This window comes from Paenibacillus soyae, from assembly GCF_024623455.1.
Classification (GTDB): Bacteria; Bacillota; Bacilli; order Paenibacillales; family Paenibacillaceae; genus Pristimantibacillus; species Pristimantibacillus soyae.
The window spans coordinates 63,912-89,931 of record NZ_JANIPJ010000004.1 but is presented as its reverse complement, the minus strand read 5'-3'; the positions used below and the strand labels follow the sequence as shown (position 1 = coordinate 89,931).

The window sequence follows — 26,020 nt, the reverse complement described above, 5'->3', positions numbered from 1 at the left end:
AACCGGCCTTGCCTCGAGATTTTTTTGGGGCGGCCATCGTTTCGATGAAAAGAGGGACAAGTCATGAACACGCAAATGCCTGTGCTGAAGGAACCGGTTCGCAAACGCAGAGGCAATAAGAAGCTGCTTGCCGTATTGTTTCTATTGTTCATCGCCTTGCTAGGGGTATTATTCTTCAATTCTTCCATTAGCAAAATTTCCGAAATCCAAATTACCGGCATGCATTTCACAACGACCGAACAAATTGCCGCTGCCTCCAAGATCGAGACGGGAGATCCATTCTTCCAGACGGCATCGGATCTCATAGAGCGGAATGTCAAGACATTGCCTCAAGTGGAAGAAGCAAAGGTCATGAAGGTATTTCCCGGCATTGTGAAAATAACGGTTCAGGAGTATCCGGTCGTCGCTTTCGAATTAACCGCGCAAGGGGAGCTGACGGCGCTGTTATCCAGCGGGACAAGCATGCCCGCGGCGGGCGAAGGCGCGCAGCTGCTCGACAAGCCGGTGCTGTCCGGCTGGAGCGAATCGGATCCCGTCAAAAAAGAGCTGACCGAGAAGCTTGCGCTTATTCCGCAGAAGCAGCTTGCGGATCTGTCCGAAATTACGCCGATTCCATCGAAGGCTTACCCGGACCGCATTCGCATATTTACCCGCACGCACTTCGAAGTCATTACGGCGGTATCGGTGCTCCCGCAAAAAATCGACGCGCTTAACGCCGTTATCGAGACGCAGGAGCCAGGCAAGATCACGATGCTGCTGGCCGACACCTACGTGCCGTTCCAAACCGAAGGCGAAGAGGGCTCGGAAAACGGGGACAACGCAGAAAATGTGCAATCTGAGTAAAAAGAGACTACTCAATAGCTTGAAAGAATGGTAGAATTTTATTTACGACGTTTGAAGAGCGGACAAGTGCGAGCGCCGATTTTGCGGCGCAAGCCGGTCCATTCCTTCTCGTTTTCTTCGTTTTACAGGATGTTCCAGCGCCGGAAGTTCGATTTCGACAACTCCTCGCAAAAATCGCGAAAAATTTGTTGAAAAAAGAGGGAAAATATTAGCGGCGTTGAATAAGTAGAGAGACTTGATCAATCCTAGTCATGACCATCATATACAACTAAAAAGATTATTATTTTTTGGAAACGGAGGTGCCGCGAGTTGAGCAGCAATGACATCATCGTCAGTTTGGACATCGGTACATCCAAAGTTCGTGCTATTATTGGCGAAATGAATAATGGAGCCATTAATATTATTGGAGTTGGATCTGCCGACTCGGAGGGTATTCGCAAGGGAGCAATCGTCGATATTGACCAGACCGTTCAATCGATCCGCAACGCCGTTGAGCACGCGGAGCGCATGGTCGGCATTCAAATATCTGATGTATATGTAGGGATTCAAGGCAATCACATTGCGTTGCAGACCAATCATGGCGTCGTTGCCGTATCCAACGAGGACAGGGAAATCGGAGAAGAAGATATCGAGCGCGTGCTTCAAGCGGCCAAGGTCGTAGCGCTCCCGCCGGAGAGGGAAATCATTAATCTGGTGCCGAAGCAATATTTGGTCGACGGACTGGAAGGAATTTCGGACCCGAGGGGCATGATAGGAGTAAGGCTTGAAGTCGAAGCGACGATCGTGACGGGCACCAAAACGGCGATACATAATTTGATGCGCTGCGTCGAGAAAGCCGGATTGCGTATTTCCGGCGTTATTCTTATGTCGCTGGCTTCCGGCGTGATGTCGCTGACGAAGGACGAGAAGGTCATCGGAACGGTGCTTGTCGATATCGGCGCGGGCTCCACGACGATCGCCATCTACGAGCAGGGCGGATTGGCCGCCATCTCCTCGCTGCCGATCGGCGGAGAGTTCGTCACGAACGATATCGCTTACGGGCTCCGCACCCAAAGCGATCAAGCCGAGAAGTTCAAGCTGAAGTACGGCTGCGCGAACGTGGCCGATGCCGCGGAGGACGTGAAATTCAAGGTTTCCCGCATGGGCAGCAACCTGGAGAAGGAGTTCTCCCAGAGGGATTTGGCCAGCATTATCGAGCCGCGCATGCAGGAGATATTCCAGCTGATCCGCCAAGAAGTTCGCCGTCTCGGCTTTGGGGATAAGGTCAACGGATATGTGCTGACGGGCGGGGCGGTCGCGCTGCCGGGCACGGTTGCGCTGGCTCAGTACGAGCTGGAGAGCTCGGTTCGCATTGCTCTTCCGGATTATATCGGAGTGAAGGATTCGGCCTACAGCAGCGGTGTAGGCATGATTCAATATGTTTCGAAGTATATGGGCGCACGGGGCACCGGCGCCGTCAAGAAACCATCGTCAAGCCGCAAAGCGGGTCCCGCAGCTTCATCTAAACCCGGTATGTTCGAGCGGATTAAAAACATGTTTAACGAATTTATTTGACTGGGGGACTATGAGAGATGTTGGAATTCGATTTGGAGCTTGAACAGCTCGCTCAAATAAAAGTAATTGGTGTTGGCGGCGGCGGAAGCAATGCCGTGAACCGCATGATCGAAAACGGCGTTAAGGGCGTCGAGTTCATTACGGTGAACACGGATGCGCAGGCCCTGCATTTGGCGAAGTCCGAGCATAAGCTGCAGATCGGCGACAAGCTGACTCGCGGCCTAGGTGCCGGCGCTAATCCGGAAGTCGGCAGCAAAGCCGCCGAGGAGTCCCGCGATCTGATCATGAATCAGCTTAAAGGCTCCGATATGGTGTTCGTTACCGCAGGCATGGGCGGCGGCACGGGCACGGGCGCCGCTCCTGTCATCGCGGAGATCGCCAGAGAATGCGGCGCGCTGACGGTTGGCGTCGTTACGCGTCCGTTCACGTTCGAAGGCCGCAAGCGTTCCGGACAAGCCGAACTCGGCATTGAAGCTTTGAAAGAAAAAGTAGATACGCTTATCGTTATCCCGAACGACCGTCTTCTCGAGATTGTCGACAAGAAGACGCCGATGCTGGAAGCGTTCCGCGAAGCGGACAACGTCCTCAGGCAAGCGGTTCAAGGCATTTCCGACTTGATCGCCGTACCGGGTCTAATCAACCTTGACTTCGCCGACGTGAAGACGATTATGACGTATCGCGGCTCCGCGCTGATGGGTATCGGCATCGCGACGGGCGAGAACCGCGCAGCCGAAGCGGCCCGCAAAGCGATAATGAGCCCATTGCTCGAGACATCGATCGACGGCGCCCGCGGCGTTATCATGAATATTACGGGCGGAAGCAACCTGTCCCTGTATGAAGTGAACGAAGCGGCGGAAATTGTCATTTCCGCATCCGATCCGGACGTGAACATGATCTTCGGCGCGATGATCGACGAAGATCTGAAGGATGAGATTAAGGTTACCGTCATCGCGACGGGCTTCGAATCGAAGGGCGCGCCTCAACCGGCCCGCAGACCCGGTTCGCAGCAGGAAGCTTCGTACAACGAACCGAAATCTTCGCCAAGCTCGAACAGCGTGAAGCCGTTCGGAATGGGAACATCCAGCGATCAATTGGAAATCCCTGCTTTCCTTCGCAAGCAGCCTCGCGGAGACAGATAATCTAACCATTGAAATTTCGCAAATCGAAGACGGTCCAAGAGAGCCACTCTCTTGGACCGTTTTTTTTGTCATTGCTCCTAGGAGAGGCGCCGGTTGGCGAATTCTCGTTTTTTGTATGCGAAGTCGACAAAAAAAGATGGGGAAGTCCGTCATGAATAGACAGACTTTGAAATAGGATTACAATATACTAGTCTCAATCGTCTTCCCGGGGAGCAGATGAGTGCCGGTCGCAGGAAGGGAGGAGGGGGGCCGGCTTGACCGTATATATTGATATCCTGTTTCTGCGCGAATTATTGGTGGACGGCGCGATCTTGCTGACGACGGCATGGGTGAGGCATTTCCGGCCAAAGCCTTGGCGTGTCATCGCCTCTGCCGCGTTCGGAGCCTGTTATGTTGTACTTATGCTGTTTCCTCAGCTATCATTCCTGTTCACGCTGGCCGTGAAAGTGATCATCTCCTTCGGCATGGTTTGGATCGCGTTCGGGTTTTCTTCCCTACAGCATTTTATTCGGAATATCGCTGCTTTCTACAGCGTCAATTTCGTTGCGGCGGGCGCTGTCTTAGGTCTTTATTATTTGTTCATGCAAGGCTCGGGAGAAGTTTGGAAGACGATTACGATCGCAAGCGGGAGCGTGCAGGCGGAATTGAAGCTGTCCCTCTTCTATTTGGCGGCGTCGTTCTGCGTGGGGCTCTACATATACAAGGCGGTTTGGACCGGGAAACGCGAAAAGGAGCTGCAGCGCACCCATCTGGCGGATGTGAAGGTTACCATCGACGGACAGCCGTACAATTGCGTAGGGCTGATCGATACGGGTAACCAGCTGTATGATCCTCTCACCCGTACGCCGGTTATGGTGCTGGAAGTGTCGCGGCTCGAGGATGAATTGCCGGCTTCGTGGGTGGAAGGCATTCGTGAAGGAGGCGTTGACCGACTGGTAGCCGGGATGGGCGACGAATGGTTCAAATGGCAGGACCGGTTAAGACTCGTGCCGTTCCGCGGCGTCAACAAAGGCTCGCAGTTTATGCTGGCGCTTAAGCCAGACGCCGTCGAAGTGAACCGCGAAGGACAAATATTCGAAACAAAAAGAGTGCTCATTGGTTTGGACGGCGGCAAGCTTGCGGCCGACGGTGCTTATCAAGCAATTATCCATCCGGCAATGGTGCAATCGTAAGCCTTAATCGCATACTACATTGGGGAGGGATGGGCCACATGCTCGTCAAATATAAACTGATACTGCATTTATATTATTATCGAATTTTATTTTTATTCGGACTAAAGAGCGAAGAAATCTACTACATTGGCGGCAGCGAAGCCTTACCTCCACCATTGACGCGCGAAGAAGAAGAGTATTTGCTGGAGAAGCTTCCGTCGGGCGATTCCGCAATACGGGCCATGCTGATCGAACGGAATCTGCGGCTCGTCGTGTACATCGCCAGGAAATTCGAGAACACCGGCATCCATATCGAAGATTTGGTATCGATCGGCGCGATCGGGCTCATCAAGGCGGTGAACACCTTCGACCCGGAGAAAAAAATCAAGCTTGCGACCTACGCTTCGCGCTGCATCGAAAACGAAATTCTGATGTATCTTCGCCGCAACAGCAAAACAAGGACGGAGGTTTCGTTCGACGAGCCGCTGAACATTGACTGGGACGGCAACGAGCTGCTTCTGTCGGACGTGCTCGGCACCGAAAACGATACGATCTACCGCAACATCGAGGAGCAAGTCGACCGCAAGCTGCTTCACAAAGCGCTCGATAAGCTCTCGGAGAGGGAACGGATCATCATGGAGCTGCGATTCGGTCTCGCGGACGGCGAGGAGAAGACGCAGAAGGATGTCGCCGATATGCTTGGCATTTCCCAATCCTATATTTCGCGTCTCGAAAAACGAATTATAAAGCGGCTGCGCAAGGAATTTAATAAGATGGTGTGAGATTCGGGGGCCTTCGGGCCCCTTTTGCGTTTACCTGAGGATGACAGGCAAGGAATAAAATGAGGGTCCGGGGAGATAATGAACATTAATGTTTCTCCTTGGGAGGTAATCACGTTGACCCGAAATAAAGTCGAGATCTGTGGAGTGGATACCGCGAAACTGCCTGTATTAACCAATGTCGAAATGCGTGAGTTATTTACGGCGTTGCAGACCCGGAACGAGTGGGCAGCAAGAGAGAAATTAGTGAACGGCAATTTGCGGCTCGTTCTCAGCGTCATCCAACGGTTTAACAATAGGGGAGAATTTGTGGACGACCTGTTCCAGGTTGGCTGCATCGGACTCATGAAGGCGATCGATAATTTCGACCTAAGTCAAAACGTAAAATTTTCCACCTATGCCGTACCCATGATTATCGGAGAAATCCGCCGGTATTTGAGGGACAATAATCCGATTCGCGTATCGCGCAGCTTAAGAGACATCGCCTACAAGGCGCTCCAAGTGCGCGACAGCCTCACGAACAAAAATTCGAGGGAGCCGACGATCTTCGAAATATCGGAGGCGCTCAACGTTCCGAAGGAGGATGTCGTATTCGCCCTTGACGCGATCCAGGATCCCGTATCGTTGTTCGAGCCGATTTATCACGACGGCGGCGATCCGATCTACGTGATGGACCAAATCAGCGACGACCGCAACAAAGACGTGTCGTGGATTGAAGAAATCGCGCTCAGGGAAGCGATGCACAAGCTGAACGACCGCGAAAAAATGATCCTGTCGATGCGATTCTTCGAAGGCAAAACGCAAATGGAGGTAGCCGACGAAATCGGCATCTCGCAGGCGCAAGTATCAAGGCTGGAGAAATCGGCGATCCAGCAAATGCAGAAGCATGTGAAGACCTAAATGGCAGCTGAATCGGCGAGGGCGGGGCGCAAATGCGCTTCGCCCTTATTTTTTTGCAGGCGGGAAATGCTCGGGAAGTGGACATTTTGGGCGATTGGCTCATATACATAACAATAGGCAAGTCGTGGACTTACAAACCGCCGGAAGCGTGGTGAAGAGGCATGAAAATATCGGATTTTCAGACGAAAGACGTCATTAATATCGTGGACGGCAAGAAGCTCGGCCATATTAGCGATCTGGAGCTTGATCTGCGCCAAGGCCGAATCGATTCCATCGTCGTTCCGCAATATACGAAGGTGTTCGGCCTGTTCGGCAGCAACGGAACGGAAATTGTCATCCCTTGGCGAAACATCGTGAAGATTGGCGCCGACGTCGTGCTTGTCCGAATGGACGAGACGAAGGCGCTTCGTTCCGAAGAGGATGATTTGCACGTGCGGACTTAAAGAAGGTAAACTGAACATATGCGGCGAATAATCGATATCCGCCGCTTACGACTGTTCATGGGGTGAAAGATGATGGAACCGTTCGTGCACAACGATCGCGAAGAAACCTCGTTGGCGCCTTCGCTTTTTTTTATATCGAAATGGATGGAAAACGATGATCGGCTATCCTCCGGTTTCTCCGGCAGGGCCGGGGGCGTAAGCTTGGCTCCGTGGAACAGCTTGAACATCGGTTTGCATGTCGGAGACGCCCAAGCGGATGTCATCGAAAATCGTAAACGACTGGCTGACGGCATCGGATGGAGCTTCGACGCTTGGACATGCGCGGAGCAGGTCCATGGCAGCCGCGTCGCGCGCGTAAGCGCGGTGGACCGCGGCAAGGGCAGGGAAGAGCTGGGCGACGCGATCGCCGGCTGCGACGCGCTGATGACGGACGTTCCAGGCGTGCTGCTGGCTTCGTTCTACGCGGACTGCGTGCCCTTATTTTTTTATGATGCGACGAAAGGGGTTGTCGCGCTTGCCCATGCGGGCTGGCGGGGCACGGTAGGGAAAATCGCCGAAGAGACGGTGCTTGCCATGCAAGCGGCGTATGGCGTCGAGCCGGCTGACGTTCGCGCGGCGATCGGACCTTCTATCGACGATTGCTGCTACGAGGTGGACGGCATCGTCATCCAAGAGGTGAAGCGCGTGCTGGAAGAGCTGGATTTAGACGATGGGACGGCGCGCGTCTGCATGCGGCTAAAAGAAAGCGGAAAAGCGGACTTAAACTTGAAAGAAATAAACCGACAGATTATGATAAAAGCAGGAATTTTGCCGAGTCGTATCGAAATAAGTAATTGGTGTACCGGCTGCCGGACCGACCTGTTCTTCTCCCATCGCGCCGAAGGGGGCAAAACGGGGAGAATGGCAAGCTGGATCGGTATTCGGGAAAGGTGAAGCAGAACGATGTCAATCGAACAAAACATACGCTTGGTCGAAATTAAAATAGCGGCCGCATGCGAACGCTCCGGCAGAAGGCGGGAAGAGGTTAACGTCATTGCCGTCACGAAGTACGTATCGCTGGAGCGGACCAAAGAAGCTTTCGGCAGCGGCCTTGCCCATCTTGGCGAGAATCGCTGGCAGGATGCCCAAGAGAAGTGGTTCGCGCTAAACGGCGAGGGGCAACCGGATGAAGCCGGAAAACCGGTTTGGCATTTTATCGGCTCTTTGCAGACGAATAAGGCGAAAGACGTCATAGGAAGATTTACTTACATACATTCGTTGGACAGGCTGTCTCTTGCCGAGGCCATCCATAAACGGGCTGCCCAATTAGGCATCGTCGTACCTTGCTTTATCCAGGTGAACGTCTCGGGCGAAGAGTCCAAGCACGGCATGAGCCCGGAGAACGTGATGCCGTTTCTGGAGCAGATTAACGGACTGACATCGATTAAGCCGATCGGGCTAATGACGATGGCGCCTTACGAGGCGGAGCCGGAGGATACGAGAACCGTATTCCGGGCCCTGCGAGAGCTAAGGGATTGTCTTCGGAGCGAGTCGCCGCAAGGCAGCCAAATCGAGCATCTGTCGATGGGAATGTCGAACGATTTCGAGGTCGCGATTGAAGAAGGCGCGACCTGGATCCGGCTAGGAACGATTTTAGTAGGGAAAGAGGAGGAAGAGCAATGAGCGTCATGAATCGGTTTATGAATTTCTTCGGGCTGCAGGAGGAAGAAGAAGTCGTCGAGCGCGAGCGGGTGAGCCAGAATCAGATCGAAGAGCAAGAACCTGAAACCTCTCCGTTCGAGACACGTAGAAACTTCAGAACCCAAAGCGGCATAACAGGCACCGGGAACAACGTCGTCAGCATACATTCCCAGAAGAATACCCGCGTCGTGCTGAGCGAGCCTCGTTCGTATGACGAAGCGCAGGAAATCGCGGACCATCTTCGTTCGCGCAGGGCGGTCATTGTGAACCTTCAGCGCGTCAGAAGCGACCTTGCGCTGCGCATTGTTGATTTCTTGAGCGGCACGGTGTACGCTTTAAGCGGCAGCATCTCGAAGCTGGGCCCTAATATTTTTCTCTGTACGCCCGACTCGGTCGAAATTCAAGGTGCCATAACGGACTTGCTGGCAGAGGAGAACGATTACAACAAAATGAGGTGACCTTGGATTGGATACAGTACTTGGATTTGTGCACTTAGCGCTTGAAATTTACAGCTACCTTATTATCGGATACGTATTGCTGTCGTGGTTTCCTAATGCGCGGGAAAGCTTCATCGGACAGCTGCTCGGGAAGATCGTGGAGCCGTACATCGGCATCTTCCGCCGTTTCATCCCGCCGATCGGCGGCGTGCTCGACCTGTCTCCGATTGTTGCGCTGCTCGCCCTGCGCTTCATCACGATCGGCTTGATCTCCGTCATTGAATATTTGTTCAACATGGTAGGTTAGGTAACGAACATGAAGGCAGCTATTTATAATCACTTTCACCCCGAAGAGAAGCCGTTTGTCGATCGGGTGCTGGAATGGGTAGATCGGTCCGCATCGCAGCATGAGCTGAAGCGGACCGATTTTTTGGACCCTAGACAAGCCCAGATCCTGACGATGCTGGCGAGCCGTAATCCGGACGTTACGGTTAGGCTGGAAGGCGGCTATGCCGACGCGGAGCGGGTGCGGGCCCTCATTGCGCCGGATTACCGCGATTTGGACAGCGAATCCGCGGGTATCGCCGTGCTGGAGGTTAATCCGTCGGGCGCCACCTATCAGGACCTGGACCATGGAGACTTCCTGGGCGCGCTGCTTGGCCTTGGCATCAAAAGGGATCGCATCGGAGATATCCATGTTCATGACGCTTTCGCGCACATTATCGTAACGGATGAAATCGCCGATTATTTAAACGTTCATCTGAGACAAGTCCATAGGCTGAACGTGCTCACGGATATTCTGCCGCTCAGCGAGCTGAAGACAGTGGAGGTCAAGCTGGAGGAGATGAGCCTGACCGTCGCTTCGATGCGGCTGGACGGCATCGCCAGCGACGTGTACCGGGTCAGCCGGTCTAAGATCGTCGATCCGATCCGGGCCGGCCGCTGCAGAGTGAACTGGAAGTCGGAGGAGGATCCTTCGGAGCAGCTCAAGCAAGGCGATGTCGTCTCGTTCAAAGGATTGGGTCGATTCAAGGTGCTTGAAGTCGACGGAGTGACAAAAAAGGGCAGGATTCGGGTAAAAATCGGTAAATTTATTTAGCGCGTTGCAGGAAAAAACGCAGGACTGTCGAATCACTACTTCTAAGAAGGGCGAGGGCTGACAGCTAGCGCCTGCTGCCGCAAGGCGGCTCAGCTAACATTAATAGGAGGTGCGCCAATGCCGCTTACGCCATTGGACATACATAACAAGGAATTCTCCCGCCGTCTTCGCGGTTACGACGAGGATGAAGTGAACGAGTTTCTGGATCAGGTCATCAAAGATTACGAATCGCTGATCCGCGAGAACAAAGAAATACAAAACCAGATGCTCGCGCTGCAAGAGAAGCTGAACCACTTCGCCAATATCGAGGAAACGCTAAGCAAGACGATCATCGTCGCGCAGGAAGCGGCAGACGAGGTACGCAATAACGCGAAGAAGGAAGCGCAGCTTATTATTAAGGAAGCGGAGAAAAACGCCGACCGCATCGTTAACGATTCGCTCAACAAGTCTCGCAAAGTGTCCCTCGAGGTGGAGGAGCTCAAGAAGCAAGCTTCGATCTACCGCGCCAGATTCCGCACGCTGGTGGAAGCCCAGCTTGAGCTGCTTGCCCAAGAAGGCTGGGAGACGCTGGAATCCAGCTCGTCCCGCGATTCGGAACGCGAGCTGCTTCGCGGCTAGTTTCAAGTTCAGGGCGATTGCCCGTTTGACAAGTGGGATCGGATTAAGCTATAACTATTGGTAACCATAAACTTCGAACTTCGATGACGAGAACAAGTACGTCCTGCGTTCACTCCCCAGAGAGCCGGCGATTGCTGCAAGCCGGCGTGTGAGCCATTACGGAAGATCCTCTCCGAGAAGAGGCGCCTAACCCGCATCGTCATGCGGCATTAAGCATCTACGGCCGTCCCCCGTTACAGGGAATGCGAATCATAATGGTTCGCAGCTAAGGTGCCGCCAGCGGCCTCGCCCGATTTTTGCGCGATGGCTCGGCTCTTGCTCATGAATGGGCTAGGGTTGGCGGAACAAGGGTGGTATCGCGAGTTTGCCTCGTCCCTTTTCAGGGGACGGGGCTTTATTTTTTTCTGTTGAACTATTGGAAGGAGACATGAACATGCAACGCGTAGATGTGAAGGAACGCGCTCGAGCACGCGAGCTAAGAGTGCTTGAGCAATGGAGAGAGCAGGATACGTTCAAACAATCGATTCTGAACCGGGAAGGCAAGCCGAACTTCGTCTTCTACGAAGGTCCGCCGACTGCGAACGGCGCCCCGCATATCGGGCACGTGCTGGGCCGGGTTATCAAAGATTTTATCTGCCGTTACAAAACGATGGCGGGCTACCGCGTCGTCCGCAAAGCGGGCTGGGATACGCATGGCCTGCCGGTCGAGCTTGGCGTGGAGAAGCAGCTTGGCATCTCCGGCAAGCAAGAGATCGAAAATTACGGCGTGGAAGCGTTCGTGAAAAAATGTAAAGACAGCGTATTCGAATACGAGAAGCAATGGCGCGAGTTGACCGAGGCGATCGCGTACTGGACGGATCTCGATAACCCTTACATTACGCTCAAAAATGAGTATATCGAAAGCGTATGGCATATTTTGTCGACGATTCACAAAAAGGGCCTGCTGTATCGCGGTCACCGCGTCAGTCCTTATTGCCCTTGCTGCCAGACGACGCTAAGCTCGCACGAGGTTGCGCAGGGCTATGAAGACGTCAAGGATTTGAGCGCCACGGCGAAATTCAAGCTGAAGGATTCCGGCGAGTTCGTTCTCGCTTGGACGACAACCCCTTGGACGCTGCCTGCGAACGTCGCGCTTGCCGTTAACGCGGATCTCCAATATGTGAGAGCCTCGAAGGACGGTGAAGTGTACATCGTAGCCGAAGCGCTGGCCGAGGACGTGCTGAAGGAAAACTACGAAATTCTGTCCACGTTGAAGGGCTCCGAGCTTGCGGGCCTCGCATACGAGCCTCCGTTCCGTTACGTACCTATTGAGAAGGGGCATATCGTCATCACGGGCGATTTCGTCAGCGACTCGAGCGGTACGGGCATCGTCCACATCGCGCCGGCGCACGGCGAAGACGACTATAGGGTTGCGCGCCAGAACGGCATCAGCATGCTCAGCGTCGTGAACAACGCAGGCCGCTACACGGAGGAAGTGACGGACCTTGCGGGCCGTTTCGTGAAGGATTGCGACGTCGATATCGTGAAAATGCTAAGCGAGAAAGGCCTGCTCTATTCCAAGGAGCGTTACGAGCACAGCTACCCGTTCTGCTGGCGCTGCAAATCGCCGCTGCTCTACTACGCGACGGAGAGCTGGTTCATCGAAACGACGGCGGTCAAAGACCAGCTCATCGCGAACAACAGCGGCGTAGACTGGTACCCGGGCCATATCCGCGAGGGCCGCTTCGGCAAATTCCTCGAGGATCTCGTGGATTGGAACATCAGCCGCAACCGATACTGGGGAACGCCGCTTAACGTCTGGGTCTGCGAAGCGACGGGCAAGGAATACGCGCCGGAAAGCATCGCGGATCTGCGCGCCCGAGCGGTTGGCGACGTGCCGGAGGATATCGAGCTCCACAAGCCGTACGTGGATGACATCCTGCTGAAATCTCCGTTCGCCGAAGGCGCGGTCATGAGACGGACTTCGGAAGTGATCGACGTCTGGTTCGACAGCGGCTCGATGCCGTTCGCTCAACAGCATCATCCGTTCGGCGACGAGAAGACGTTCGAGGAGCAATATCCCGCGGATATTATTTGCGAAGGCATCGACCAAACGCGCGGCTGGTTCTTCAGCCTGCTGGCCGTGTCTACGCTGTACAACGGCAAAGCGCCTTATAAAGCCGTCATCTCCACCGGCCATATTCTCGACGAGAACGGCCAGAAGATGTCGAAGTCCAAGGGCAACGTCATCGATCCATGGGAGATCATCAATGAATACGGCACCGACGCGTTCCGCTGGGCGCTGCTTGCCGACAGCGCGCCTTGGAACAGCAAACGCTTCTCGCGCGGCATCGTCGGGGAAGCGAAGTCCAAGGTGATCGATACCATCGTCAACACGCACGCGTTCTACGCACTGTACGCGTCGATCGACGGCTTCGATCCTGCGGCGCACGAAGAGAAGCCGTCCGGCAACAAATTGGATCGCTGGATCGTATCGCGTCTGAACAGCTTGATCCAATCGGTTACGAAAGGTCTCGAAGTCAACGACTTCCTGAACCCGGCCAAATCGATCGAGCTGTTCGTCGATGAGCTGAGCAACTGGTACATCCGCCGCTCGCGCGACAGATTCTGGGGGAGCGGCTTGTCGGAAGACAAAGTTGCCGCTTACCAGACGCTTCGCGGGGTGCTTCTGACGCTGTCCCGTCTGATCGCTCCGTACACGCCGCTGCTAGCGGACGACGTCTACGGCAATCTGGGCGGCGGCGGAAGCGTGCATCTCGCGGACTTCCCGGTCGCGGACGAGTCGAAGATCGACGCCGAGCTGGAGCGCGACATGGACAGCACCAAAGGCATCGTCGAGCTTGCGCGCAACGTGCGCAACGAAACGTCGATCAAGACGCGCCAGCCATTGTCCGAGCTGATCGTATCGCTTGACCGCGAGTTCAACCTTTCGGAATACGAGGCGATCATCAAAGACGAGATCAACGTAAAATCGATCGTCGTGCAAAATTCGGACAGCGGCTTCGTCGACTTCAGCTTGAAGCTGAACCTGAAGGTTGCCGGCAAAAAATACGGCAAAAACGTCGGACCGATCCAAGGGGCGCTCAAGGCGCTGTCGGCTGACGAAGCTCGAGCGGTTGTGACCGGCGGCAACTTCGCTTTCACAAGCGCGGAGGGCGAAGAGCTTGCGATCGCGCTCGACGAGCTATTGGTCGAGAAGCAAGCGAAGTCCGGCTTCGCGTCGGCATCCGGAGGCGGCGTGACCGTAGCGCTGAACACGGAAATTACGCCGGCGCTCGAGCAAGAGGGTTGGGTTCGCGAGGTCATCCGCGCCGTACAGGATACCCGCAAAAAGCTGGACCTTCCGATCGAAAAACGGATCGACCTCGTGCTGGATGTGGACGCTGAGCTTAAGACCGCTCTCGAAGCGTTCCCGGACGTCCTGCATGACAACGTGCTGCTGCAGACTGTTTCATACGAATCCTCCCCGGGTATGGAAAGAGTAAAGCTGGGCGAAAAAGAAATTGGGATTTTCGTCAAGGGTTAAGGATATAGTATAGAAATGAGAAAGAAGCCCGCTTGCCCGCCTTGCTGGCGGAAGCGGGCTTCTCTGTTGCAAACGGAGGTGGCGATCATGTCGATCGTGTCGGACAAGGACAATAACTTGAACGCGCTGCAAAAATCGTTGGCCGCGCTCGATAAACGGATGCAGCATATCGCGTCGGAGATGGAGAGGACGCATATCGCGGAATACGTTGATCTTCTGAATAAGCCGTTTTCGCTTATATGGAGAAATCTTCTCGCCGGCACGGCAAGAGGTGTCGGCATCGCGATCGGTTTTACGTTTTTCGCGGCGACCATTCTCTACGTGCTTCGCATACTGGGCGCCCTCAATCTGCCGATTATCGGCGATTACATCGCGGACATCGTTCGAATCGTTCAGATTCAATTGGAAGGCAAAACGTATTAGACGAGACGGTTCAGCTCGTCATCGTATTCCAGCTCATGATCGCCTTCGTCGCTGTGCATATACCGGTTATATTCCCGGTTGCGCACGACGGAGACATGGCGTCCGGTAATATCCGTGGCGAGGAAGCTTTCGATCGACTCCACGTAGCCGTCGTTCTCGGTTGCTTCAATGCCGACATGATCATAGTCGGCCACATCGCGGTTCTCGGAATAGGCGGGGGAATCGGCGTTGCCGAATGACTCGACGATTTGCCAAGCGTCCTCCCCGTCGAAGCCGTTATACCCGTCTTCATGCTCGTCCAGGCTGGAGCGGCCGAAAGGCGGCTTGAGGAATTCTTCTTCAACGGGCCTGTGCCGGGTGGGAACGCTAATGTGGGAGTGTTCGACGCAATAGATCGTGTCCGGCACCGCGTCCAGCCGTTCGTACGGAATGGGCTCGCCGCATGTCGCGCAGGCGCCATAGGTGCCGTTGTCCATGGCTTCGAGAGCCGTTTCGATGCGGCGAAGATGCAGCTCTTCCTGTTCCAGCAGGGAGATGTCCTTCTCCCGCTCGAACAGCTCCGTGCCGAGGTCGCCGGGATGGTTGTCGATCGGCGACAGCTCGCCGGTCTCGTCGCGAAGCGAACTGGTTTTGCCGAAATGCTCGTTTTGCTCGATTCTTGCTTCGATCTCTCGGCGTTCGTCCTGCAGGCGCGCGCGCAGCAGGTCAAGCTGAGAGCTTGTCGGTATTGACATATATGTGCACCGTCCTTTGCAGCTTTACATGTTAGCATGATTGCTTCATTAGCTTTCGCCGAGAAAGGCGATTTCAGTATGGACATGCATGGAAGCCGGCTTTCGCACATGTGAGCGAAGCTGGTTTCCTTCTGTCCTCCTATGCTACACTAGGTGAAGCGCCAGCCCTCCGCGGATGGATGGGGCCATTCAACAATCAATGGGAGTGATCCGATGCGTTATCTTTATTACTACCTTATTACGATTGCCGTATTTATCGTGGACTTTATTACGAAGAAGATGGTCGCGACCAAAATGAACCTCGCGGACGAAATCAGCGTCATCGGCAATTTCTTCCTGATCACCTCCCATCGCAACAGGGGAGCGGCATTCGGTATTTTGCAGGAGCAGCGGACCTTCTTCATTATTATTACCTGCGTGATCGTCGCCGGATTGCTATGGTACACCCATTCGGTGCGCAAGACGGGGAAGCCGGCGTTGTTCTGGGGATTGACTCTCGTGCTGGGCGGAGCGCTCGGCAACTTTATCGACCGGGTCCGGTTTGGCGAAGTGGTGGATTTCTTCAAATTTAATTTCGGCAGCTATACATTCCCGATCTTCAACGTGGCGGATTCCGCGATCGTTGTAGGGGTCGGCTTGATCTTGCTGGATACGCTTCTTGCCGCCCGCGATGAACGGAAGCAGGCGCAGGTATCGGAGCAGCAGACGATTAACGAACAGCAGAACGAGGAGCAGAATAAGCATGGACAGCAACCAACCGTTTGAAGATAACGCGGACATCTCGGAATGGATCATCGCTCAGGGACAGGGCGGGGACCGCGTCGATAAATTTATTGCGGAGCATCTGGATATCGGCGGCGTCTCCCGGACGCAAATCCAGGAATGGATCAAGGCCGGCGCCGCGCAGGTGAACGGTCAAGCAGTGAAGACGAATTACAAGGTGAATGAAGGCGACCGCGTTACGCTTACGATTCCCGAAGCGGAGAGCGCGGATATCGAGCCCGAGGATATTCCGCTCGAAGTCGTTTACGAGGATGCGGACGTCATCGTCATCAACAAACCTCGCGGGATGGTCGTTCATCCAGCTCCTGGCCATTCGTCGGGCACGGTGGTGAACGCGCTTATGCATCATTGCAAGGATTTGTCCGGCATTAACGGCCTGCTTCGCCCGGGCATCGTGCATCGCATCGACAAGGATACGACGGGGCTTCTAATGGCGGCCAAAAACGATCTGGCCCACGTATCGCTGGCGGAGCAGCTGAAAGAGCATTCCGTAACTCGCAAATACATTGCGCTTGTTCACGGCAACGTGCCGCATGACCAGGGAACGATTGACGCTCCGATCGGACGGGATACGAACGACCGCAAGCTGTTCACCGTTACGTCGCATAACAGCAAGCCGGCGGTCACCCACTTTAAGGTTGTGGAACGGCTGGGCGACTACACGCTTCTCGAGCTGCAGCTCGAGACGGGAAGAACGCATCAAATACGCGTACATATGAAATATATCGGGCATCCTATGGCGGGCGATCCGGTTTACGGCCGGAACAAAACCGTCGCGCTGGACGGACAAGCGCTGCACGCCGCCGTTCTCGGGTTCACTCACCCGAGAAGCGGAGAGAGGCTGCAGTTCGAGGTTCCGCTTCCGGCCGATATGGAGCATGTGCTGAATAGTTTACGCCTGCGGTGAGCAACCGCGGGCTTTTCTTATTGTTACGGCCCTTCGAAAATAAGTGCAAACTTTTGACCAGATTCTGCATTATGTTGGTCCCGTAAGTGCGTTATTCTAAACGTAATATAAGCGACTTATTTTAAGGACGAAAGGTGATCGAAATGACAGCCATTAATCAAAATTACTTAGAGCTGCAAGGCAGCTATTTATTTTCCGAAATCGCAAAACGCCGCACCAAGTTCATTCAGGAAAACCCGAACGCCGAAATTATCAGCCTCGGAATCGGCGACGTAACGCGCGGTCTCCCCGACGCGGTTCTGAATGCCATGCACGCGGCAGTGGACGAGCTGGCACAGCCGGGCACATTCCGGGGATACGGTCCCGAGCAGGGATACGACTTCCTGATTCAGGCGATCATCGAGAATGACTACAAAGCGCTAGGCATCGACATTGCTTCGAACGAAGTTTTCGTCAGCGACGGCTCGAAATGCGACGTGGGCAACATCCAAGAAATCTTCAGCCAGGACGCTATCGTTGCGGTTCAAGACCCGGTATATCCGGTTTACGTGGACACGAACGTCATGGCAGGACGCTCCGGCAAGTACAACCAGGATACGAAGCGCTACGATAACATCGTGTACCTGGAGTGCACGGCGGAGAACAACTTCAAGCCGAGCCTGCCGGACCGCAAGGTCGACCTGATCTACCTGTGCTACCCGAACAACCCGACGGGCATGACGCTCACGAAGGAAGAGCTGAAGGTTTGGGTCGACTACGCCCGCGAGAACAACTGCCTCATTCTGTTCGACTCCGCATACGAAGCATTCATTCAGGAGAAGGACGTGCCGCACAGCATCTACGAAATCGAAGGAGCTAAGGAAGTCGCGATCGAATTCCGCAGCTTCTCCAAGACGGCTGGCTTCACGGGCGTGCGCTGCGCGTACACGGTCGTGCCGCGCGAGCTGAGAGGCACGGACGCGGACGGCAACTCCGTCATTATCAACGACCTGTGGAACCGCCGCCATACAACGAAGTTCAACGGCGTGTCGTACGTTACCCAGCGCGGCGCGGCAGCGATCTATTCGCCGGAAGGCAAGGAGCAAATCGCATCTCTCGTTGAATATTACATGACGAACGCAACCATCATTCGGGACGGTCTGGCATCCATCGGTCTCGAGGTGTTCGGCGGCGTTAACGCGCCTTACATCTGGCTGAAAACGCCAAAGGGCATGGATTCCTGGAGCTTCTTCGACAAATTGCTGTCCGAAGCGAACATCGTCGGCACGCCGGGCGTCGGCTTCGGCCAAAGCGGTCAAGGCTACTTCCGTCTGACGGCGTTCGGCAGCCGCGAGAACACGGAGAAAGCGGTCGAGCGGATCCGCAAGCTTAGCCTGTAAGCCCTATTGCCGATTACCAACGCTATCCTTGCATAGCCGCATAGGATAAGCCCACACTAACAGCAGCGACTACAAATATAGCGCATATCGCTATTGACTTCCTTAGCACAACGTGGGATAATTCCTATGATACAGCTTAGTACCTTTAACTCAGTCCCGAGAGGCTGGCAAGGTAGCGTGAATTCAAGTCAATAACTCGAATAGGACAGGTTTACCCTCAGCATCGCACCTTCCGCGAATTTTGTCGGAGATGCGACGGCGCTGCGGGACTGCTCTATACTTGACTAATCACAACTCCTTGCGAACTCCGCAAGGAGTTTTTTTGTCACCAAATTGCGAAGAGAGGTGAGCGGCAATGGCGGATGAAGAGCATCGGATCCTAATGGACGAGACGGCGATTCGAAGAGCTTTAACCCGGATTGCGCACGAGATCGTCGAGCGTAACAAAGGCATCGACGATTGCGTGATCGTCGGCATTCGAACGAGAGGGATTTATCTGGCTAACCGCGTCGCGGAGAGAATCGCCGAAATCGAAGGCAAGCCCGTACCCGTGCGTGAGCTCGACATTACGCTGTACCGGGACGACAGATCGGAATCGGCGGTCGCGAACGTGGAAGTATCGGCGGCGCTCGGCGAGCTGGAAGGCGTTCCGTTCACGACGAAGGACAAGGTCATCATCCTGTTCGACGACGTGCTCTTCACCGGACGGACGATCCGCGCGGCGATGGACGCGCTCATGGATTGCGGGAGACCGCGCAGCATTCAGCTGGCCGTGCTGGTAGACAGAGGCCACCGCGAGCTGCCGATCAGGCCGGACTTTATCGGCAAGAACGTCCCTACCTCCAAGCAAGAACAAATAAAAGTATCATTAAGCGAAATCGACGCAATCGACGAAGTGACGATCATCCATCAGAGGGGGCAAGCTTAACGATGACATTGACGCAGCTGAAGCAAAGAAGTTTGCTCGGACTAAAGGATTTGGATAAAGACGAAATCGAATCGATTCTCGAACGGGCGGCCTACTGGGAGAACCATCCCGTAAAGGTGCATGGCGGCCAGCAAGGAAAGTTTGCGGCGAACATGTTTTTCGAGAACAGCACCCGAACGAGATTTTCGTTCGAAGTGGCGGAGAAACGGCTCGGAGCGGAAGTCATCAACTTCTCGGCGGCCGCATCCAGCGTCGAGAAGGGCGAATCGATCTACGACACGGTGCGCACGCTTGAATCGATGGGCATCGACGTCGGCGTCATCCGGCTGAAGCCGACCGGCCTGCTGGCCGAGCTCGCGGCATCCATCAAAGTGCCGCTCGTCAACGCGGGCGACGGCAATAACGAACATCCGACCCAAGCGCTGCTGGATCTCTACACGATGCGCAAGCAATTCGGCTCCCTGAACGGTCTGAACGTTTCCATCATCGGCGACATTCTTCACAGCCGCGTAGCTCGCTCCAATCTGTACGCGCTGCGCAAATTCGGAGCTAACGTCAGCTTCTGCGCCCCTCCGAACATGCAGGCGACCGAGCTGGACGCTCCTTACATCACGATGGACGAAGCGCTCAGGGCCGATGTGGTGATGATGCTGAGAGTGCAGCTGGAGAGGCACGAGAGCGGCATGCTGAGCTCGGCCGAAGCCTATCGCGAGCAATACGGGCTAACCGTGGAACGAGCGAGCCGCATCTCCCCGCATGCGATCATTATGCATCCGGCGCCGGTAAACCGGAATGTCGAGATCGACGGCGAGCTGGTCGAGCATCCGCAATCCCGCATCTTCCCGCAAATGCAGAACGGCGTTCCGATCCGGATGGCCGTCATCGAACGAGCGTTAAGCTAAACCTACGGAAACTGGAGGGTCATCTTACATGTCATTGTGGATTTTGAACGGCAGCGTTTGGAATAACGAATCGAACAAGCTGGAAAGCAAACATATCCGAGTAAGCGACGGCGTAATCGCCGAGATCGTTGACGGCGGAACGAGCGTGGATACAGGCAGCTCGGAAGTGGTGAACGCGGAGGGCAAGCTGGTATCGGCAGGCTTCATCGACATGCACGTCCATCTGCGGGATCCGGGCTTCGAACATAAAGAAGATATCATGACGGGTTCTCGTTCGGCGGCCAAGGGCGGATTCACGACCATCGCCTGCATGCCGAACACCCGGCCGGTCATCGACAAGCCCGAGACGGTGCAGTACGTACTCGACAAAGCGGCCAGAGAAGGCATCGTCAAGGTGCTGCCTTACGCCGCGATTACGAAGAACGAGCTCGGCAGGGAGCTGACGGACTTCGCCGCGCTGAAGGAAGCTGGAGCCATCGGCTTCACGGACGACGGAGTAGGCGTTCAGAACGCCCAAATGATGAAAAACGCGATGGCGCTTGCGAAATCGCTCGACATGCCGGTTATCGCTCACTGCGAAGACGACTCGCTCGTTGAAGGGGCTTGGGCATCGGAAGGCAGCTTCTCCCGCAAGCATGGCATCAAGGGAATTCCGAACGAATCCGAAGCGATTCATGTCGGAAGGGACGTGCTGCTGGCCGAAGCGACAGGCGTTCATTATCACGTATGCCATGTCAGCACGGAACAGTCGGTACGGCTGATCAGACTCGCGAAGTCTATCGGAGTCAAAGTGACCGCGGAGGTATGCCCGCATCATCTCTTGTTGTCCGATGAGGACATTCCGGGTCTTGACGACGCCAACTGGAAGATGAATCCGCCTCTTCGCACGCCGCGCGACGTACAAGCGGTCATCGAGGGCCTCGAGGACGGGACGATCGACATGATCGTGACCGACCACGCGCCGCACAGCGCGGAAGAGAAGGCGCGCGGCGTCGATCTGGCGCCATTCGGCATCGTCGGGTTCGAAACAGCGTTCCCGCTGCTGTACACGAAGTTCGTGCAAACAGGTAAGTGGACGCTTGGATTCCTCCTCCAACGCATGACGGTGGACCCTGCAAGAGTGTTCAGGCTCCCGTCCGGGAAGCTGGAGCAAGGCGCGCCTGCCGACATTACGATCGTGGACCTGGAGAACGAGCGGAAGGTTGACCCGCAGACGTTCTTGTCGAAGAGCAACAACACGCCTTTCGGGGGCTGGAGCCTCAAAGGCTGGCCGGTTACGACGATCGTAAACGGCAAAGTCGTATGGAGCGAATAACGAAAATTTCATTTATAAGCGATAGATATTAGCCCATCCCGCTCATTATGCATATATGGATTAGAGCGGGAACGGGTCAAAGCAAGTCAAGACGACCAGAGGAGTGATACGGATGCAAGCAAGATTACTGTTGGAAGACGGAACGTTGTTCACCGGACTGTCCTTCGGCGCGGAGGCGCAGATGATCGGCGAGGTTGTATTCAATACGGGGATTACAGGCTATCAAGAGGTTCTGTCCGATCCTTCATACTGCGGGCAGATCGTAACGATGACTTACCCGCTTATCGGGAACTACGGCATTACCCGCGACGACTTCGAAGCGATTCGTCCTTATATTCACGGGTTCGTGGTACGTCGTCACGAGCCGGTACCGAGCAACTGGCGCGCTCAATATTCGCTTGGCCAGCTGCTGAAGGAATACGGCATTCCGGGCATCCATGATATCGATACGCGCATGCTTACCCGCAAGCTTCGTCACTACGGCACTATGAAAGGCTTGATCACGACAGGCAACGAGCGCGTTGAAGAACTGGCTGAGCGCCTGAACGTATCGCCTCTGCTTAGAGATCAAGTCGCCCGCACGTCGACAAAACACGTATTCTCCAGCCCGGGCAATCGGGAGAGAATCGTGCTGGTGGATTTCGGCGCCAAAAGCGGCATTCTGCGCGAGCTGACGCAGCGCGGCTGCGACGTCGTCGTCGTACCTCATGATGTGACGGCCGACGAAATTCGCCGCCTGGCTCCGGACGGCATCCAGCTGTCCAACGGCCCTGGAGATCCGAAAGACGTTCCGCATGCCGTGAAGATGATCTCCGAGCTGCTCGGCGAATATCCGATCTTCGGCATCTGCCTGGGTCATCAATTGTTCGCTCTCGCTTGCGGCGCCGACACCGGCAAGCTGAAGTTCGGCCATCGCGGCGGCAACCATCCGGTCAAAGAGCTGGCGACGAACCGCTGCTACATTACTTCGCAGAATCACGGCTACACAGTCGTTGATTCCTCGGTCGAAGGCACGCAGCTGACGGTCACGCACATCAACAACAATGACAAAACGATCGAAGGACTTAAACATAAGACGTATCCCGCTTTCTCCGTGCAGTACCATCCGGAGGCGGCGCCGGGACCGTTCGACTCCAGCTACTTATTCGACGAATTCCTGGACATGATCCGCGCGCACAAAAAAAACAACCCACAAAAACCTCGGCAGGCCGTGTTGTCGGAGACGTTGAAAGGAGAGCTTCAGTATGCCCAAAAATAATGAACTCAAAAAAATTCTCGTAATCGGGTCCGGCCCGATCGTCATCGGTCAGGCGGCGGAATTCGACTACGCCGGCACGCAAGCTTGCCAGGCACTTAAGGAAGAAGGCTATGAGGTTGTTCTGATCAACAGCAACCCGGCTACGATCATGACCGATACGAACATGGCGGACAAAGTGTACATTGAGCCGATTACGCTGGATTTTGTCTCCCAAATCATCCGCCAGGAGCGTCCTGACGGCTTGCTTCCGACGCTTGGCGGCCAAACCGGCCTTAACATGGCGGTTGAGCTGGCGCGCGCAGGCGTGCTTGAGCGCGAGAACGTGAAGCTGCTCGGCACGCAGCTGACGGCCATCGAGAAGGCGGAAGACCGCGATTTGTTCCGCGAGCTAATGCGCGAGCTGGAGCAGCCGGTACCGGACAGCGACATCGTCACGACGGTTGAAGACGCCGTGGCTTTCGCTAACAAAATCGGTTATCCGATCATCGTTCGCCCGGCTTACACGCTCGGCGGCACGGGCGGCGGCATCTGCGCGAACGAAGAAGAGCTTCGCGAAATCGTCGCGTCCGGCATCCGTTACAGCCCGATCAATCAGTGCTTGATCGAGAAATCGATCGCGGGCATGAAGGAAGTCGAATACGAGGTAATGCGCGACGCGAACGACAACTGTATCGTTGTCTGCAACATGGAGAACTTCGACCCGGTAGGCGTACATACCGGCGACAGCATCGTCGTGGCGCCTTCCCAGACGCTCTCCGACCGCGAATATCAAATGCTGCGTTCCGCTTCGTTGAAGATCATCAGAGCGCTGAACATCGAGGGCGGCTGCAACGTGCAGTTCGCGCTGGATCCCCACAGCTATCAATATTACGTCATCGAGGTGAACCCTCGCGTAAGCCGTTCATCCGCTCTTGCATCCAAAGCGACGGGCTACCCAATCGCGAAGATGGCGGCAAAAATCGCGGTTGGCTATACGCTTGACGAGCTCGTGAACCCGGTAACGGGCCAGACGTACGCTTGCTTCGAACCGACGCTGGATTACATCGTTTCGAAAATCCCGCGTTGGCCGTTCGATAAGTTCGTTGACGCGAACCGCAAGCTGGGCACGCAAATGAAGGCAACAGGAGAAGTCATGGCGATCGGACGGACATTCGAGGAGTCGATCCACAAAGCGGTTCGTTCCCTGGAGATCGGCGTCCATCGTCTTCACCTGAAGGAAGCGCCGAGCCTTGCCGAGGACGTGCTCCGCACGCGCCTTGCTAAGCCGGATGACGAGCGCATGTTCCTTGTGGCGGAAGCGTTCCGCCGCGGCTTCTCCCTGCAAGAGCTGCAGGACATCACGAAAATCGATTGGTGGTTCCTGGACAAAATCCAGTCCATCGTAGCCTTCGAAGACCGTCTTCGCAGCGAGGCTACTCTATCGGCGCAAACGCTGTACGAGGCGAAACGCAAAGGCTTCTCCGACCGCTCCATTGCGGAGATCCGCAAGGAAGGCTTCCCAAATGGAGCCCACACGACGGAAGCCGACGTACGAGCATTCCGCTTGCAGAACAACCTGAAGCCGGTTTACAAAATGGTCGACACTTGCGCGGCTGAATTCGAAGCGTCGACGCCTTACTACTACTCGACTTACGAGGTAGAAAACGAAGTCACCGAAACGACGAAGCAGAAGGTGCTCGTGCTTGGCTCCGGTCCGATCCGTATCGGCCAAGGCATCGAGTTCGACTACTCGACCGTGCACGCGGTATGGGCGATCCAAAACGCAGGCTACGAAGCGGTTATTATTAATAACAACCCGGAGACGGTGTCGACGGACTTCAGCACGTCCGACCGCTTGTACTTCGAGCCGTTGTTCTTCGAAGATGTCATGAACGTGATCGAGCAAGAAAATCCGATCGGGGTTATCGTGCAATTCGGCGGCCAAACCGCGATCAACCTTGCGGCGCCGCTTGCCAAAGCAGGCGTGCGCATCCTGGGCTCCAGCCTGGAGAGCATCGACGCGGCAGAGGATCGCAAGAAGTTCGAAGCGCTGCTCCGCAGCCTGAACATCGCGCAGCCGGAAGGCAGCACGGTCACTTCGGTCGACGAAGCCGTTGTTACGGCGCAAAGACTCGGCTACCCGGTGCTGGTTCGTCCTTCGTACGTCCTTGGCGGCCGGGCGATGGAAATCGTCTACTCCGACCAGGAGCTGCTGAGCTACATGGAAGTCGCCGTGAAGATCAATCCGGAGCATCCCGTTCTGATCGACCGCTACATGCTGGGCAAGGAAGCGGAGGTCGACGCGATCTGCGACGGCGAGACGGTTCTGATCCCGGGCATCATGGAGCATATCGAGCGCGCGGGCGTTCACTCCGGCGACTCCATCGCGGTATATCCGCCGCAATCCTTGTCGCAAGAGATTAAGGATCAAATCGTGGATATTACGGTGAAGATCGCGAAGGAATTGAAAGTCATCGGTCTGGTCAACATCCAGTACGTAATCCACAACGATCAGGTATACGTGATCGAGGTTAACCCTCGCTCCTCGCGTACGGTTCCGTTCCTCAGCAAAGTAACGAACCTGCCGATGGCGAACTTGGCCACGAAGGCGATTCTCGGCACGAAGCTGGCGGATCTCGGTTATACGAGCGGATTGTGGCAAGAAGACGAATACGTCTCTGTCAAAGTGCCGGTGTTCTCGTTCGCGAAGCTGCGCCGCGTAGACCCTACCCTGACTCCGGAGATGAAATCGACGGGCGAGGTTATGGGACGCGACGTTCAGTTCGCCAAAGCGCTGTACAAAGGATTGATCGGCGCAGGCATGAAGATTCCGACATCGGGCACGATCGTAGCTACGGTTGCCGATAAAGACAAAGCGGAAGCGACGGAGCTGCTGCGCGGCTTCTACAACATCGGCTACAAAATCATCGCGACCGGCGGCACGGCGGACGCGCTTGAAGCAGCCGGCCTGTACGTGACCCGCGTGAACAAGCTGAGCGAAGGCTCGCCGAACATTCTGGATCTTGTCCGCGAAGGCAAAGCTCAGTTCGTCGTCAATACGCTGACGAAAGGCAAGACGCCGGAGCGCGACGGCTTCCGCATCCGCCGTGAAGCGGTCGAGAACGGCGTTGTGTGCATGACGTCTCTGGATACGGTTCGCGCGCTGCTCAACATGATGGAGACGATCAACTTCTCCTCGCATGCGATGCCGGTCCTTCAAAAATAATAAACAAAACAACCTTG

The 26,020-nt window shown here is 55.3% G+C and carries 24 protein-coding genes and 1 other annotated feature; of the genes, 23 read left to right on the top strand and 1 reads right to left on the bottom strand.

Annotation, left to right across the window (positions count from 1 at the left end; translation table 11 throughout):
- The first annotated feature begins 63 nt into the window (after positions 1 to 63).
- The 15 genes from NQZ67_RS07340 (at position 64) to NQZ67_RS07270 (ending at position 14,592) form a co-directional block, all read left to right on the top strand.
- Positions 64 to 843, top strand: coding sequence for a cell division protein FtsQ/DivIB (locus NQZ67_RS07340; RefSeq protein WP_257444214.1), 780 nt, complete (start codon positions 64 to 66; stop codon positions 841 to 843).
- Between the two features lie 309 nt (positions 844 to 1,152).
- Positions 1,153 to 2,397 carry a cell division protein FtsA gene (gene ftsA / locus NQZ67_RS07335; RefSeq protein WP_257444212.1) on the top strand — a complete coding sequence of 415 codons (1,245 nt, stop codon included), beginning with the start codon at positions 1,153 to 1,155 and terminating at the stop codon, positions 2,395 to 2,397.
- A gap of 17 nt (positions 2,398 to 2,414) precedes the next feature.
- Complete coding sequence (gene ftsZ / locus NQZ67_RS07330) at positions 2,415 to 3,536, top strand: cell division protein FtsZ (protein WP_257444211.1); 1,122 nt, start codon at positions 2,415 to 2,417, stop codon at positions 3,534 to 3,536.
- Between the two features lie 254 nt (positions 3,537 to 3,790).
- Positions 3,791 to 4,708, top strand: a complete 918-nt coding sequence (gene spoIIGA, locus NQZ67_RS07325; RefSeq protein ID WP_257444210.1) for a sigma-E processing peptidase SpoIIGA — start codon at positions 3,791 to 3,793, stop codon at positions 4,706 to 4,708.
- Between the two features lie 38 nt (positions 4,709 to 4,746).
- On the top strand, positions 4,747 to 5,469 hold the full coding sequence (sigE, locus tag NQZ67_RS07320; RefSeq protein WP_257444209.1) for an RNA polymerase sporulation sigma factor SigE: 723 nt from the start codon (positions 4,747 to 4,749) through the stop codon (positions 5,467 to 5,469).
- Between the two features lie 114 nt (positions 5,470 to 5,583).
- Positions 5,584 to 6,366, top strand: coding sequence for an RNA polymerase sporulation sigma factor SigG (gene sigG / locus NQZ67_RS07315; RefSeq protein WP_087567858.1), 783 nt, complete (start codon positions 5,584 to 5,586; stop codon positions 6,364 to 6,366).
- A gap of 161 nt (positions 6,367 to 6,527) precedes the next feature.
- Positions 6,528 to 6,809 carry a YlmC/YmxH family sporulation protein gene (locus NQZ67_RS07310; protein ID WP_257444207.1) on the top strand — a complete coding sequence of 94 codons (282 nt, stop codon included), beginning with the start codon at positions 6,528 to 6,530 and terminating at the stop codon, positions 6,807 to 6,809.
- A 69-nt stretch (positions 6,810 to 6,878) separates the two neighbouring features.
- Positions 6,879 to 7,742 (top strand): peptidoglycan editing factor PgeF, encoded by an 864-nt coding sequence (gene pgeF, locus NQZ67_RS07305; protein WP_306812749.1) that lies wholly within the window; start codon positions 6,879 to 6,881, stop codon positions 7,740 to 7,742.
- Between the two features lie 9 nt (positions 7,743 to 7,751).
- Entirely contained in the window at positions 7,752 to 8,471 is a 720-nt protein-coding gene (locus tag NQZ67_RS07300; RefSeq protein ID WP_257444206.1) for a YggS family pyridoxal phosphate-dependent enzyme, read from the top strand.
- Positions 8,468 to 8,947 (top strand): cell division protein SepF, encoded by a 480-nt coding sequence (locus tag NQZ67_RS07295; RefSeq protein ID WP_257444204.1) that lies wholly within the window; start codon positions 8,468 to 8,470, stop codon positions 8,945 to 8,947. The genes NQZ67_RS07300 and NQZ67_RS07295 overlap by 4 nt, the downstream gene beginning before the upstream one ends.
- Before the next feature lie 7 nt (positions 8,948 to 8,954).
- The gene (locus NQZ67_RS07290; RefSeq protein ID WP_257444202.1) at positions 8,955 to 9,233 is read left to right on the top strand and encodes a YggT family protein; all 279 of its coding nucleotides are present in this window, start codon (positions 8,955 to 8,957) and stop codon (positions 9,231 to 9,233) included.
- Positions 9,234 to 9,242: 9 nt separating this feature from the next.
- Positions 9,243 to 10,025, top strand: a complete 783-nt coding sequence (locus NQZ67_RS07285) for a YlmH family RNA-binding protein (RefSeq protein ID WP_257444201.1) — start codon at positions 9,243 to 9,245, stop codon at positions 10,023 to 10,025.
- A 117-nt stretch (positions 10,026 to 10,142) separates the two neighbouring features.
- A complete protein-coding gene (locus NQZ67_RS07280; protein WP_257444199.1) occupies positions 10,143 to 10,643 on the top strand; it encodes a DivIVA domain-containing protein in 501 nt (166 codons plus the stop codon).
- Between the two features lie 74 nt (positions 10,644 to 10,717).
- Positions 10,718 to 11,023: a binding site (T-box leader), on the top strand.
- A gap of 53 nt (positions 11,024 to 11,076) precedes the next feature.
- Complete coding sequence (gene ileS / locus NQZ67_RS07275; protein WP_257444197.1) at positions 11,077 to 14,169, top strand: isoleucine--tRNA ligase; 3,093 nt, start codon at positions 11,077 to 11,079, stop codon at positions 14,167 to 14,169.
- 87 nt (positions 14,170 to 14,256) lie between these two features.
- Positions 14,257 to 14,592, top strand: coding sequence for a DUF5665 domain-containing protein (locus NQZ67_RS07270; protein WP_257444566.1), 336 nt, complete (start codon positions 14,257 to 14,259; stop codon positions 14,590 to 14,592).
- Here NQZ67_RS07270 and NQZ67_RS07265 read toward each other — a convergent pair.
- Entirely contained in the window at positions 14,589 to 15,326 is a 738-nt protein-coding gene (locus NQZ67_RS07265; protein ID WP_257444195.1) for a TraR/DksA C4-type zinc finger protein, read from the bottom strand. The genes NQZ67_RS07270 and NQZ67_RS07265 overlap by 4 nt on opposite strands.
- A gap of 213 nt (positions 15,327 to 15,539) precedes the next feature.
- Here NQZ67_RS07265 and lspA point away from each other — a divergent pair, with 213 nt between their 5' ends.
- From lspA to carB, 8 genes are all read left to right on the top strand, one after another.
- Complete coding sequence (gene lspA, locus NQZ67_RS07260) at positions 15,540 to 16,091, top strand: signal peptidase II (protein WP_257444193.1); 552 nt, start codon at positions 15,540 to 15,542, stop codon at positions 16,089 to 16,091.
- Positions 16,069 to 17,016, top strand: coding sequence for an RluA family pseudouridine synthase (locus NQZ67_RS07255; protein ID WP_257444191.1), 948 nt, complete (start codon positions 16,069 to 16,071; stop codon positions 17,014 to 17,016). The genes lspA and NQZ67_RS07255 overlap by 23 nt, the downstream gene beginning before the upstream one ends.
- Before the next feature lie 143 nt (positions 17,017 to 17,159).
- Complete coding sequence (locus NQZ67_RS07250; RefSeq protein ID WP_257444189.1) at positions 17,160 to 18,395, top strand: LL-diaminopimelate aminotransferase; 1,236 nt, start codon at positions 17,160 to 17,162, stop codon at positions 18,393 to 18,395.
- 355 nt (positions 18,396 to 18,750) lie between these two features.
- Positions 18,751 to 19,323 (top strand): bifunctional pyr operon transcriptional regulator/uracil phosphoribosyltransferase PyrR, encoded by a 573-nt coding sequence (pyrR, locus tag NQZ67_RS07245; protein WP_257444187.1) that lies wholly within the window; start codon positions 18,751 to 18,753, stop codon positions 19,321 to 19,323.
- A 2-nt stretch (positions 19,324 to 19,325) separates the two neighbouring features.
- A complete protein-coding gene (locus NQZ67_RS07240; protein ID WP_257444185.1) occupies positions 19,326 to 20,225 on the top strand; it encodes an aspartate carbamoyltransferase catalytic subunit in 900 nt (299 codons plus the stop codon).
- 28 nt (positions 20,226 to 20,253) lie between these two features.
- Positions 20,254 to 21,540, top strand: coding sequence for a dihydroorotase (gene pyrC / locus NQZ67_RS07235; RefSeq protein ID WP_257444183.1), 1,287 nt, complete (start codon positions 20,254 to 20,256; stop codon positions 21,538 to 21,540).
- A 112-nt stretch (positions 21,541 to 21,652) separates the two neighbouring features.
- Positions 21,653 to 22,798, top strand: coding sequence for a glutamine-hydrolyzing carbamoyl-phosphate synthase small subunit (gene carA / locus NQZ67_RS07230; RefSeq protein WP_257444182.1), 1,146 nt, complete (start codon positions 21,653 to 21,655; stop codon positions 22,796 to 22,798).
- Positions 22,785 to 26,003 (top strand): carbamoyl-phosphate synthase large subunit, encoded by a 3,219-nt coding sequence (gene carB / locus NQZ67_RS07225; protein ID WP_257444180.1) that lies wholly within the window; start codon positions 22,785 to 22,787, stop codon positions 26,001 to 26,003. The genes carA and carB overlap by 14 nt, the downstream gene beginning before the upstream one ends.
- Positions 26,004 to 26,020: the final 17 nt, after the last annotated feature.

Excerpts from the sequence above, each read along its gene's own strand:
- NQZ67_RS07255 (WP_257444191.1), top strand. The coding sequence starts at position 16,069 with ATGGACAGCAACCAACCGTTTGAAGATAACGCGGACATCTCGGAATGG.
- NQZ67_RS07300 (WP_257444206.1), top strand. The coding sequence starts at position 7,752 with ATGTCAATCGAACAAAACATACGCTTGGTCGAAATTAAAATAGCGGCC.
- ftsZ (WP_257444211.1), top strand. The coding sequence starts at position 2,415 with ATGTTGGAATTCGATTTGGAGCTTGAACAGCTCGCTCAAATAAAAGTA.
- NQZ67_RS07240 (WP_257444185.1), top strand. The coding sequence starts at position 19,326 with ATGACATTGACGCAGCTGAAGCAAAGAAGTTTGCTCGGACTAAAGGAT.
- carA (WP_257444182.1), top strand. The coding sequence starts at position 21,653 with ATGCAAGCAAGATTACTGTTGGAAGACGGAACGTTGTTCACCGGACTG.
- NQZ67_RS07280 (WP_257444199.1), top strand. The coding sequence starts at position 10,143 with ATGCCGCTTACGCCATTGGACATACATAACAAGGAATTCTCCCGCCGT.
- pgeF (WP_306812749.1), top strand. The coding sequence starts at position 6,879 with ATGATGGAACCGTTCGTGCACAACGATCGCGAAGAAACCTCGTTGGCG.
- NQZ67_RS07310 (WP_257444207.1), top strand. The coding sequence starts at position 6,528 with ATGAAAATATCGGATTTTCAGACGAAAGACGTCATTAATATCGTGGAC.
- lspA (WP_257444193.1), top strand. The coding sequence starts at position 15,540 with ATGCGTTATCTTTATTACTACCTTATTACGATTGCCGTATTTATCGTG.
- sigE (WP_257444209.1), top strand. The coding sequence starts at position 4,747 with ATGCTCGTCAAATATAAACTGATACTGCATTTATATTATTATCGAATT.
- NQZ67_RS07295 (WP_257444204.1), top strand. The coding sequence starts at position 8,468 with ATGAGCGTCATGAATCGGTTTATGAATTTCTTCGGGCTGCAGGAGGAA.
- carB (WP_257444180.1), top strand. The coding sequence starts at position 22,785 with ATGCCCAAAAATAATGAACTCAAAAAAATTCTCGTAATCGGGTCCGGC.
- NQZ67_RS07250 (WP_257444189.1), top strand. The coding sequence starts at position 17,160 with ATGACAGCCATTAATCAAAATTACTTAGAGCTGCAAGGCAGCTATTTA.
- ileS (WP_257444197.1), top strand. The coding sequence starts at position 11,077 with ATGCAACGCGTAGATGTGAAGGAACGCGCTCGAGCACGCGAGCTAAGA.
- pyrC (WP_257444183.1), top strand. The coding sequence starts at position 20,254 with ATGTCATTGTGGATTTTGAACGGCAGCGTTTGGAATAACGAATCGAAC.
- NQZ67_RS07285 (WP_257444201.1), top strand. The coding sequence starts at position 9,243 with ATGAAGGCAGCTATTTATAATCACTTTCACCCCGAAGAGAAGCCGTTT.
- NQZ67_RS07270 (WP_257444566.1), top strand. The coding sequence starts at position 14,257 with ATGTCGATCGTGTCGGACAAGGACAATAACTTGAACGCGCTGCAAAAA.
- NQZ67_RS07265 (WP_257444195.1), bottom strand. The coding sequence starts at position 15,326 with ATGTCAATACCGACAAGCTCTCAGCTTGACCTGCTGCGCGCGCGCCTG.
- pyrR (WP_257444187.1), top strand. The coding sequence starts at position 18,751 with ATGGCGGATGAAGAGCATCGGATCCTAATGGACGAGACGGCGATTCGA.
- NQZ67_RS07340 (WP_257444214.1), top strand. The coding sequence starts at position 64 with ATGAACACGCAAATGCCTGTGCTGAAGGAACCGGTTCGCAAACGCAGA.